This is a genomic window from Streptomyces sp. NPDC101234 (assembly GCF_044767525.1).
GTDB classification, from domain to species: domain Bacteria; phylum Actinomycetota; class Actinomycetes; order Streptomycetales; family Streptomycetaceae; genus Streptomyces; species Streptomyces sasae.
Genome location: NZ_JBIWOA010000004.1, coordinates 202,566 through 213,932 on the forward strand (window position 1 = coordinate 202,566; position 11,367 = coordinate 213,932).

At 71.9% G+C, this 11,367-nt stretch carries 8 protein-coding genes; 4 read left to right on the forward strand and 4 right to left on the reverse strand.

Annotated elements, in window-relative coordinates; translation table 11 throughout:
• Positions 1 to 84: 84 nt before the first annotated feature.
• The 4 genes from ACIRR9_RS09480 to ACIRR9_RS09495 form a co-directional block, all read right to left on the reverse strand.
• The gene (locus ACIRR9_RS09480; RefSeq protein ID WP_403749309.1) at positions 85 to 2,469 is read right to left on the reverse strand and encodes a DUF3488 and DUF4129 domain-containing transglutaminase family protein; all 2,385 of its coding nucleotides are present in this window, start codon (positions 2,467 to 2,469) and stop codon (positions 85 to 87) included.
• On the reverse strand, positions 2,469 to 3,815 hold the full coding sequence (locus ACIRR9_RS09485) for a DUF58 domain-containing protein (RefSeq protein WP_384574321.1): 1,347 nt from the start codon (positions 3,813 to 3,815) through the stop codon (positions 2,469 to 2,471). The genes ACIRR9_RS09480 and ACIRR9_RS09485 overlap by 1 nt, the downstream gene beginning before the upstream one ends.
• Entirely contained in the window at positions 3,815 to 4,855 is a 1,041-nt protein-coding gene (locus ACIRR9_RS09490; protein WP_123977884.1) for a MoxR family ATPase, read from the reverse strand. The genes ACIRR9_RS09485 and ACIRR9_RS09490 overlap by 1 nt, the downstream gene beginning before the upstream one ends.
• A gap of 262 nt (positions 4,856 to 5,117) precedes the next feature.
• On the reverse strand, positions 5,118 to 5,666 hold the full coding sequence (locus ACIRR9_RS09495; RefSeq protein WP_403749311.1) for a beta-class carbonic anhydrase: 549 nt from the start codon (positions 5,664 to 5,666) through the stop codon (positions 5,118 to 5,120).
• 354 nt (positions 5,667 to 6,020) lie between these two features.
• Between ACIRR9_RS09495 and rsmH the strand changes: the two genes are divergently transcribed.
• From rsmH to ACIRR9_RS09515, 4 genes are all read left to right on the forward strand, one after another.
• On the forward strand, positions 6,021 to 6,977 hold the full coding sequence (gene rsmH / locus ACIRR9_RS09500; RefSeq protein WP_384574326.1) for a 16S rRNA (cytosine(1402)-N(4))-methyltransferase RsmH: 957 nt from the start codon (positions 6,021 to 6,023) through the stop codon (positions 6,975 to 6,977).
• Positions 6,978 to 7,019: 42 nt separating this feature from the next.
• Complete coding sequence (locus tag ACIRR9_RS09505; RefSeq protein ID WP_403749314.1) at positions 7,020 to 7,613, forward strand: septum formation initiator family protein; 594 nt, start codon at positions 7,020 to 7,022, stop codon at positions 7,611 to 7,613.
• 146 nt (positions 7,614 to 7,759) lie between these two features.
• Positions 7,760 to 9,604 carry a peptidoglycan D,D-transpeptidase FtsI family protein gene (locus tag ACIRR9_RS09510; protein ID WP_403749316.1) on the forward strand — a complete coding sequence of 615 codons (1,845 nt, stop codon included), beginning with the start codon at positions 7,760 to 7,762 and terminating at the stop codon, positions 9,602 to 9,604.
• Positions 9,605 to 9,835: 231 nt separating this feature from the next.
• Entirely contained in the window at positions 9,836 to 11,365 is a 1,530-nt protein-coding gene (locus tag ACIRR9_RS09515) for a UDP-N-acetylmuramoyl-L-alanyl-D-glutamate--2,6-diaminopimelate ligase (protein WP_403749318.1), read from the forward strand.
• Positions 11,366 to 11,367 lie beyond the last annotated feature (2 nt).

Genomic DNA, 11,367 nt, shown 5'->3' on the forward strand with positions numbered 1-11,367 from the left:
CCGGAGCCTTCACCGAAGACCGGTCGGCCATTGCGGGACGTCGGTCGAGGCCGGCTGCCGCCGGGCCGGCGGCAGCCCTGCCCGTCAGCTGCTCTGCCCCGACGGCTTGCGCAGGGTCGGCCGGGCCGCCGCCGCGCGCTCGCGCAGCCGCGCCCACCGGGCCGACGCCGCCCACACCACGCGCACACTCGACCGGGGAGCGAACAGCGCCCTGAGCCGTGCGGGGACGCCGGCCGTGCCCTTCAGCGCGGCCGTCACCCGGCGGACATCGTCCGCGAGCCCCGCCGTCGGCCGCGGTTGTGGCGCGTACAGCACCTGTTCGACCGCGTCCGCCACCCGGTGCACCGAGGCCCCGGTGACCGGGTCGAGACGGCAGAGCCGGACGAGCCGGTCGGCCGTGCCGCGCGGGGTCTGCGAGTCGTCCGGCAGGATGCCGAAGTCCCAGGCGGTGTCGATCAGTTCCTGCCAGATCGCCAGCGTGTGCGCCGCCACGCCCTCGGGGCTGCGGTCGTACGCCCCGAGGCGTCTGGCCCGCGCCCGCTGCCGGTACAGCATCGGCGACAGCGGCACCGCCAGCACGGCGAGTCCGGCGAGCGCCCACAGGGCCAGCTGCCACCACGGCGGCCCGCCGTCGCCCTGCTGCACCGTGCTCGCCGCGGACGGGCTCGCGCAGGCGTCCAGCTTGCGCAGCTGGGCCGTGCAGCTCTGGCTCTCGGAGGCCGAGGCCGACGGTGCCACCGAGGCGCCCTTGGAGGGCAGCACCTCGTCCGGCACGGAGGAGCCCGGGGTGTCCGACACGGTGTACGACGGCGTCGTGCCCCGGGTCGGCGTCGGCTCGAAACGGGTCCAGCCCACGCCTTCGAAGTACAGCTCCGGCCAGGCGTGCGCGTCCTTCAGACCCACCGACACCGTGCCGTCCGCCTGCGGGGTGCCGGGGGCGAAGCCCACCGCGACCCGGGCCGGGATACCCAGCGTCCGGGCCATCGCCGCCATCGCGAAGGAGAAGTGCACACAGAAACCGCGCTTCTGCTTCAGGAAGTTCGCGATCGCGCCCTCGCCCCGGCCGACCTCCACCTGGGTGTCGTACTGGAAGCCGCCGGACACGGCGAAGTAGTCCTGGAGCTTGACCGCCTGCTCGTAGTGGCTGGCCGAGCCCGCGGTGATCGCCCTGGCCGTCTTCGCCACCACCGACGGCAGCGACGAGGGGACCTTGGTGTACTCCTTCTTCAGCGCCGCCGACGGCTCCGGCGCCGAGGCAAGCTGCTCCGGCGTCGGCTGCACGTCCAGGCTGGTGACCTGGTAGGTCTCACCGCGGGTGTTCTGACCGTGGTCGCCGACCAGGGTCATCCCGACCGGCTCGTAGCGCCAGGTGCCGGCGATCTTCACCCCGCTCGGCGGATACGGCATCGGCAGCCAGTCCTGGGCGTACCAGTCGGCGGCCGAGACCGTCGTTCTGATCGTCGTCCGCTTGACGTCACCGCCGAGGCCCGCCGGGGTCGGGAACGTGCCCGGCACATTGGTGATGTGCCGCTGGGCCGGCTTCCAGGTGGTGCCGTCGAAGTCGTCCAGGGAGACGATCCGCAGATACATGTCGGAGACGTCGTCGGTGCTGGTCCGCAACGACAGCACCTGGCGGTCCTCGTCCAGGTTGAGGCTGTCCCGCAGCGACACCAGCGGGTTGACCGCGGAGATCGTGCCGCCGCTCCCGTCGCCCACCCCCACACCGGTCCCGGTGGCGTCCAGCAGACCACCCTGGATCGACGGCATGGCCAGCGGCACGAACAGGGCGACACCGAGCACGGCGGCACCGATCCGGCGCCCCGTGCGCACCGGGGCCACCGCACCGCTCTCCGGGCCGCCCGGGGTCCGCGAGACCCCGCCGAACACCCGGCCCCACTGCGAGAGCCGGTCCCGGCCCTCGGCGAGCAGCAGCATCAGATAGCCGGCCGCCGCCACCAGGAACCACAGCCAGTCGGCCGCCCCGTCGGACAGGCCCGCCGCCACCGAGTACAGCGCGAGCAGCGGCAGCCCGGCCGGGGCCGCGCTGCGGAAGGTGACCGCGAGGGTGTCCACGATCAGCCCGATGACCAGCACCCCGCCGATCACCATCAGCCGGATGCCGTCCGTCAGTGGTGCGGGAATCGCATACCGGCTGACGTCCTGTGAGCCCTGCTGGAGCAGGTCGGCGAGGTACCGGAAGGTGTCCGGGCCGGGGATCAGCCCGGCGATCGCGTGGCTCCGGGCGAAGGCCAGGGTCAGCATCAGCAGCGTGGCCAGGGCCTGCGCGGCCACGGTCAGCGGCCGCGCCAGCGGCACCCGCCGGGTGGCCATCCCCACACCCGTCTGGATCGCCACCAGGAACACCGCCTGGAACAGCCAGGTCATCGGGGAGACCAGGGGCAGCAGGGCGCAGGACGCCATCAGCGTCGCCGCGGCCGCGGTGAGCGCCAGCCGCGCCCGTCCGCTCATCACCGTGCCTCCCCGCCCGCCGCGGCCACCGAGATGCGCTCCCGGTCGGCCTGCCGCCACAGCTCCGTCAGCGAGGCGCCGCGCGGCACGCCGACGGCCGTCCAGCCGGACTCGCGCAGCATCCGCAGCCGCTCCTCGTGCGCGTTGCCGGGCGCGGGCACGTCGGTGGGCTCCCGCACCCAGGTGTCCGGGTCCAGCACGAACGCGACGGCACCGCCGCTGCGCTGGCGCATCTTCGCGGCCACCGCCGCCTGTTCCTCGTCGAGGTCGCCCAGGAAGGCCACCAGCAGCCCCTCGTTGCCGCCGCGCAGCAGGTCGTACGCCCGGGACAGGCCGGTGCCGTCCGAGTGGTCGATCACGGCCAGGGTGTCCATCATCAGCCCGGCCGCGTCCGCCGACTCCTGGCCGGAGCCCGCGAAACCGTCCGAGCCCTCGCCGGGCACCGAGCTGCCGGTGTCTGTCAACAGCCGCACCGAGAAGCCGCGTTCGAGCATATGGACCAGGACCGAGGCGGTGCCGGAGACCGCCCATTCGAATGCCGAGTCGGGGCCCGCGCCCTCGTAGGCGAGGCCCCGGGTGTCCAGCAGTACCGTGCAGCGGGCGCGCTGCGGCTGTTCCTCACGGCGCACCATCAGCTCGCCGTAGCGGGCGGTGGAGCGCCAGTGCACCCGGCGCAGGTCGTCGCCGTAGCGGTAGCCGCGCGGGATCACGTCGTCCTCGCCGGCCAGGGCCAGTGAGCGCTGCCGCCCGTCGCCGTACCCCTTGGCCTCCCCGCTGAGCCGGATCGGCGGCAGCGGCTCCACCTTCGGGATGACGGTCAGGGTGTCGAACGTCGAGAAGGAGCGGGTCAGTTCGCACATCCCGAACGGGTCGGTCAGGCGCAGCTGCAGCGGGCCCAGCGGATAGCGGCCGCGCAGGTCCGAGCGGACCCGGTAGGACACCTCGCGGCGGCCGCCCGGCTCCACCCGGTCCAGGACGAACCGGGGACGCGGGCCGAGGACGTACGGCACCCGGTCCTGGAGCATCAGCAGGCCGGTGGGCAGCCGCGAGACGTTGTCCATCCGCAGATGGACCCGGGCCTCGCTGCCGGCCGGCACCCGCGACGGGGAGAGCCGGCGGCTGCCTGCCACCCGGTAGCGGGTGCGGTAGAGGACGGTCGCGCAGATCAGCGGCAGCACGGCGAGCAGCAGCCCGACCCGGCGCAGATCCGCCTGGCCGAGGATGTACGCGCAGATCACCGCCGCGATCCCGGCCGCCAGGAAGGAGCGGCCCCGGGTGGTCAGCCCGGCGAGCGCCGTGCGGACGCCCCCCGACTCCTCGCGGTCGGCCTCCGCCGGGGCGCCCATCACAGACCCCGCGGGGGCTGCTGGGGATAGGACGGCACACCCCGGCCCAGACCGCCGTAGCCCGCCTGCTGCTGGGGGGCCGCGGGCACCGGGACGCGCTGCAGGATCTCCTGGACGACCTGCTCCGAGGTACGCCGGTTGAGCTGGGCCTGGGCGGTGGGCAGCAGCCGGTGGGCCAGGACCGCGACGGCGAGTGCCTGCACGTCGTCCGGCAGTGCGTACTCCCGGCCGCTCAGAGCGGCGGACGCCTTCGCCGCGCGCAGCAGATGCAGCGTCGCGCGCGGGGAGGCGCCGAGTCTGAGGTCGGGGTGGGTGCGGGTGGCGGCGACCAGGTCCACCGCGTAGCGGCGGACCGGTTCGGCGACATGGACACCCCGGACGGCCTCGACCAGCTTCACGATGTCGTGCGCGTGCGCCACCGGCTGGAGGTCGTCCAGGGGGTTGACCGCGCCGTGGATGTCGAGCATCTGCAACTCGGCCTCCACACTGGGGTAGCCGACCGAGACCCGGGCCATGAAGCGGTCGCGCTGGGCCTCGGGCAGCGGGTAGGTGCCCTCCATCTCGACCGGGTTCTGGGTGGCCACCACCATGAACGGGCTGGGCAGTTCATAGGTCTGCCCGTCGATCGTGACCTGCCGCTCCTCCATCGACTCCAGCAGCGCGGACTGGGTCTTGGGCGAGGCGCGGTTGATCTCGTCGCCGATCACGATCTGGGCGAAGATGGCGCCCGGTTTGAACTCGAAGTCCCGGCGCTGCTGGTCCCAGATGGACACACCCGTGATGTCCGACGGCAGCAGGTCGGGTGTGAACTGGATGCGTCGCACAGTGCAGTCGATGGACTTCGCCAGCGCCTTCGCCAGCATCGTCTTGCCCACGCCAGGGACGTCCTCGATCAGAAGATGTCCCTCGGCGAGCAGTACGGTCAGCGAAAGCCGTACGACCTCGGGCTTGCCCTCGATCACACCCTCCACCGAACTGCGGACGCGCTCCACAGTGGCGGTCAGATCAGTAAGGCTCGCTCGATCGTCATAGGTCGTCACCCGGCCCTCCTCGGCCCGTTATTGCCCGGGCCGGCGCTTCGTCTCGCATAACCGGCCCACCCCGAAACACGGACTCCGCGCGTGAATAGTTCCGCGCGACGTCCCACACCGCATTCTTGCTGCCGTTACCGATTCGTGTCACTCGCCTGTGGACAACTGCCCGCACTATGTCGGTCTTACGGGCTTTCGACCGTCTATTCGGCAGCGTCCCGACAGGGCACGGCGGCGGTTTTCGGGGTGAGCGGCTCGCCGGGGAGCGTGCTCAGGCCGGGTCGACCTCGCGCAGCAGGCCGCTGCGGACGTCGAAGACGAAGCCCCGTACGTCGTTGGTGTGGAGCAGGAACGGTGAGGTGCGTACCCGCTGCATCGACTGCCGTACGTCCTGGTCGACGTCCCGGAACGACTCCACCGCCCAGGCCGGGCGCTGGCCGACCTCCATCTCCAGCTCGGTGCGGAAGTCCTCGGTGAGGGCCTCCAGGCCGCAGCCGGTGTGGTGGATCAGGACGATGCTGCGGGTGCCGAGCTTGCGCTGGCTGATGGTGAGGGAGCGGATCACGTCGTCGGTGACCACACCGCCGGCGTTGCGGATGGTGTGGCAGTCGCCGAGCTGCAGGCCGAGCGCCTTGTGCAGGTCGAGGCGGGCGTCCATACAGGCGACCACGGCCACGTGCAACACGGGCCGGGCGTCCATGCCGGGGTCGGTGAAGGCGTCGGCGTAGGTCCGGTTGGCGTCGACCAGGCGGTCCGTCACGGTGTCGCCGGTGATTATGGCGCCTTCGGATCCAGTGGGAGCTGCTGCGGAAGTCGTCATACTCACGACGTTACTGGTCACGGGTGTTCATGGCCTCCTGTGAGAGGGGACAAAGAACGTCATCGTGGCTTGTTGTGAGCTAACCCACACGGAGGGCAAACCAGGGCTGTACGGGTGATTCCTTTCCAATTACGTCCCCCGTCGCGATGCCGTACGCGACGCGCAGGCCGGTTGATTGACCGGGCGACACGGTGGACTAAAGTGACGCGAAGCGGGAGGCGAGGCTCTCCCCGCTGGTGAAATCCCCTGGAGACCCCGGCATCGCGCCCGGTCCGTCTTCCCACGTGCGCGGTGCGCGTACCGAGCGGGCGGGGACCCGGCGGTGCGTCCCCGTGCCGGAACTGAGAGGCCCCCTTGAGCCAGAGTCGACACGTCCCGGTGATGCTCCAGCGGTGCCTGGATCTGCTGGCGCCCGCCCTGGAGACGCCGGGGAGCGTGGTCGTCGACTGCACCCTCGGTCTCGGCGGCCACAGCGAGGCGCTGCTGACCCGCTTCCCCGAGGCCCGCCTGGTCGCCCTGGACCGCGACAAGGAGGCCCTGCGCCTGTCCGGCGAACGGCTCGCCCGCTTCGGCGACCGCGCCACCCTGGTGCACGCCGTCTACGACGAACTTCCCGATGTGCTCGAACGCCTCGGCATCGCGCGCGTGCAGGGCGTGTTGTTCGACCTCGGGGTCTCCTCCATGCAGCTCGACGAGGCCGACCGCGGCTTCGCCTACGCCCAGGACGCGCCCCTGGACATGCGCATGGACCAGACGACCGGCATCAGCGCCGCCGAGGTCCTCAACACCTACCCGGCCGGAGAACTCGTCCGCATCCTGTACGCGTACGGCGAGGAGAAGCAGGCCAAGCGGATCGTCTCGGCGATCGTGCGGGAGCGCGAGAAGGAGCCGTTCAGCAACAGCGCCCGGCTCGTCGAGCTGATCCGGGACTCGCTGCCGCAGGCCGCCAAGCGCACCGGCGGCAACCCGGCCAAGCGCACCTTCCAGGCCCTGCGCATCGAGGTCAACGGCGAACTCTCCGTCCTGGAAAGGGCGATCCCGGCCGCCGTGCAGGCCCTCGCCGTCGGCGGACGCATCGCCGTACTGTCGTACCACTCGCTCGAAGACCGTCTGGTCAAGCAGGTGTTCGCGGCCGGTGCCGCCACCACCGCGCCGCCCGGGCTGCCGGTCGTGCCCGAGCAGTACCAGCCCCGGCTCAAGCTGCTCACGCGCGGTGCCGAACTTCCCACCGAGGAAGAGGTCGCCGAGAACCGCCGGGCGGCGCCCGCGCGTCTTCGTGGAGCCCAGCGGATCAGGGAGTCCATTGAATGAGCCGTGTGAACGAGGGGACGCTGGGGACCCACCGGAGGACACGTGAGTAGGAAACCCGAGCTGAAGGGACGGGCCGCCCGGCTCGCTCGGCTCATCCCGGCCGGCCGTGGCAGCCAGGCCGCCCGTACCCCGTTCGTCCTGCTCGTCGTCCTGCTCCTCGGCGGCGGTCTGATCGGCCTGCTGGTGCTGAACTCCGCGCTCAGCGAGGGCTCGTTCAGACTCGACGACCTGCAGAAGCGGACCAAGAGCCTCACCGACGAGGAGCAGGCGCTGCAGCGGGACATCGACGCCTACTCCGCCCCCGACGCCCTCCAGCGGCGGGCCCGCGAGCTCGGCATGGTCCCCGGCGGCGACCCGGCCTTCCTCGGCCCCGACGGCACGGTGAAGGGCGTCCCCGGCCCGGCCGCCCTCCGGCTGACCTCGGCGCCGCTCGCTCCCGAGGTCCTCGGCGCGTCCTCGGCCGCCGTACCGGTGCCGACCCCGACAGCAGCCACCCCTGCGCCGGTGCAGACCCCCGTACCCACCGCCCCCGCGCCGGTGACGACCCCGACACCAACACCCACCCCGACTCCGCCCCGGACCTCGACGCCGGCTCCCAGGCCCGTGAGGACCCCGACCACGACCCCCGGCAGGTGACGGAAGTGCCAGACGCCTCTGGACAAAGGCAGCCGCCGCGCCGCCGCGTGCCCGGTCCCGCCAGGCCGCCCCGCCCCCGGGACCCCAGGGTCGCCCTCCGGCGCGGTCCCGGCCCCGGTGCGCGTCCGGTCCGGCGCCCGAGCGCGGTGCGCCCCCCGGCCGGTGCCGCGCTGCGGCTCGGCAGCCCCCGTCCCCGGCTGCGTATGGTCGGTCTCGCCCTGACCGTGGTGATGCTCGTCTTCGTCGGCCGGCTGCTCCAGGTCCAGGCCGTCGACGCCAGCGCGTACGCCGCGAAGGCCGAGCTGAATCGGTACGTCGTGCACACCCTGGCCGCCGAGCGCGGCGGGATCACGGACCGCAACGGCGTGGCGCTGGCCATCAGCGAGGACGCGTACGACATCACCGCCGACCCCACCATGTTCAGCAGCAAGCAGCTCAAGGTGGGCGACGGCCCCGAGCAGGCCGCCGCGCTGCTCGCGCCCATCCTCGGCAAGGACCAGGCCACCCTCGTCAAGCTGCTGCGGCCGAAGAACAAGGACCTGCGCTACGTCCGGCTGGCCACCCGGCAGACCCCGCAGGTCTGGAAGCAGATCAAGGACCTGAAGGCCGCGCTGATCAACAAGGCCGCGACCGACGGCACCACCGTCAATGTGCTCGCCGGTGTCTTCGCCGACCCCAGCAGTCAGCGCGTGTACCCGAACGGCGACCTGGCCGCCGGGATACTGGGCTGGGTGAACGCCGAGGGCAAGGGCGGCGGCGGGATCGAGCAGATGCTCGACAAGCAGCTGACGGGCAAGGACGGCAAGATCCGCTACGCCCAGTCCGGCGGCCGTGAGGTGCCCACCGCGGGCTCCACCGAGACCCCGGCCGTGCCCGGATCCGACGTCGAGCTCACCATCGACCGCGACATCCAGTGGGCCGCGCAGAACGCCATCACCGAGCAGGTCAAGAAGTCCAAGGCCGACCGCGGTTACGTGGTCGTCCAGGACACCCGGACCGGGCAGATCCTGGCGATGGCCAACTCGCCGGGCTTCGACCCGAACGACCTGTCGACGGCCGACTCCGCCGACATGGGCAACGCGGCCCTCCAGGACGCCTACGAGCCCGGATCCACCGCCAAGGTCATGTCGATGGCGGCCGTGCTGCAGGAGAACGTCGCCACCCCGCTCACGCGCGTGGTGGTGCCCAACCGGCTGCACCGCGGCGACCGGTCCTTCAAGGACGACGTCGACCACGACACCTGGTACCTCACGCTCAACGGCGTGCTCGCCAAGTCCAGCAACATCGGCACCATCCTCGCCGCCGGCCAGCTCGGCAAGACCCAGGAACAGACGAACCAGATCCTCTACTCGTATCTGCGCAAGTTCGGCATCGGCAGCTACACCGGGCTCGGCTTCCCCGGCGAGACCCGGGGCATCCTGGCCGCCCCGGGCAAGTGGTCGACGTCGCAGCAGTACACGATCCCTTTCGGCCAGGGCTTCTCCATCAACGCCATGCAGGCGGCCTCCGTCTACTCGACGATCGCCAACGGCGGAGTCCGCGTCGATCCGACCCTGGTACGCGGCACCAAGGACGCCGACGGCCGCTTCACCTCGGCCGCGCAGCCCAGGAAAACCCGTGTGGTCAGCGAGAAGACGGCCAAGACCCTCGCGGAGATGCTGGAGTCCGTCGTGGACGACGAGCAGGGCACCGGCGCCAAGGCGGCCATCCCCGGCTACAACGTGGCCGGCAAGACGGGTACCGCCAACCGAGTGGATCCGGCCACCGGCAGGTACCGCGGCTACACCTCGTCGTTCGCCGGGTTCGCGCCCGCGGACAACCCCCGCATCACCGTCTACTGCGCCATCCAGAACGCCACCTCCGGCAGCTACTTCGGCGGCCAGATCTGCGGCCCCATCTACAAGCAGGTGATGGAGTTCGCCCTCAAGACCCTCCAGATCCCCCCGACCGGCGCCAAGGCGGCGAACCTGCCCGTCGACTACAAGCCCTGATCGGCGCCGCAGCGCTTCGCACAGACCACCAGGAACGAGCTCGTGACAACGATCACCCCCGATCCCGGGAACCACGGGGCCCGGCAGCCCTCTCCCACTCGTCACCCACCACCACCCTTGCCGGACCGCGCTGCGCGCGGGCCCCTTTTTAGCTCCGGAGCGGGTGCGCCCGGTACGCTCACCGCCGTGCCACACGCTGATCAGTCCCAAACCACCCAGAAGGGCGCTTCCGTGACATATCCGGGGCCGCCCAGGCCGGTTCAGATCTCCGCAACACCCCTCGCGGAGCTCGCCGATCAGCTGGGTGCCGCCGAGCCGGATACCGCGCAGAACGCAGCCGAGGTCACGGGCATCACCCATGACTCACGCGCGGTCCGCCCCGGCGACCTGTACGCCGCTCTGCCGGGTGCCCGGCTGCACGGCGCCGACTTCGTCACGCAGGCCGCCGGCCTCGGCGCGGTCGCCGTGCTGACCGACCCGACGGGCGCCGAGCGCGCCGCCGCGACCGGCCTGCCGGTCCTGGTCGTCGACGACCCGCGCGCGCGGATGGGCGAACTCGCGGCCACCATCTACGGCCGCCCGGGCAGCGACCTGCTGCAGATCGGCATCACCGGCACCTCGGGCAAGACCACCACGGCCTACCTGGTCGAGGGCGGTCTGAAGTCGACCCGCAACACCGGACTGATCGGCACCGTGGAGATGCGCATCGGCGACGAGCGCATCAAGTCCGAGCGCACCACCCCCGAGGCCACCGACCTCCAGGCCCTGTTCGCCGTCATGCGCGAGCGCGGCGTCGAGGCGGTCGCCATGGAGGTCTCCAGCCACGCCCTGGTCCTCGGCCGGGTCGACGGCTGTGTCTTCGACATCGCCGTCTTCACCAACCTCAGTCCGGAACACATGGAGTTCCACTCCGACATGGAGGACTACTACCGGGCCAAGGCACAGCTGTTCACCCCGGAACGCAGCAGACGGGGGGTGGTCAACGTCGACGACGAGTACGGCCGCAGGCTCGCCCAGGAGGCCTCCGTCCCGGTCGTCACCTACTCCGCCGAGGGCCACCCGGACGCCGACTGGCGCGCCGCGGACGTTCATATCGGCCCCATGGACTCGACGTTCACCGTCGTCGGGCCCGAGGGCGTCCGGGTCGCCGCCAAGTCGCCGCTGCCGGGCCCCTTCAACGTGGCGAACACCCTCGCCGCGATCGTCGCCCTCGCCGCGGCCGGCCTCGACCCGCAGACCGCCGCCGACGGTGTCGCCGCCGTCCCGGGCGTCCCGGGCCGGCTGGAGCGCGTGGACGCCGGGCAGCCCTACCTCGCGGTCGTCGACTACGCCCACAAGACGGACGCCGTCGAGTCGGTCCTCAAGGCCCTGCGCAAGGTCACCAAGGGCCGGCTGCTCATCGTCCTCGGCTGCGGCGGCGACCGTGACCGCACCAAGCGGGCCCCGATGGGCGCCGCCGCGGCCCGGCTCGCCGACACGGCCGTACTGACCTCCGACAACCCCCGCTCCGAGGACCCTCTCGCCGTCCTCGCGACCATGCTCGAAGGCGCGGCCTCGGTGCCCGCCCACGAGCGCGGCGAGGTGCTCCTCTTCGAGGACCGGGCCGCCGCGATCGCCGCCGCCGTCGCCCGGGCGCACCCCGGCGACACCGTGCTGGTCGCGGGCAAGGGACACGAACAGGGCCAGGACATCGCCGGCGTGGTCCGTCCCTTCGACGACCGCCAGGTGCTTCGCGAAGCTATCCAGAAGACCCAGGGATGAAC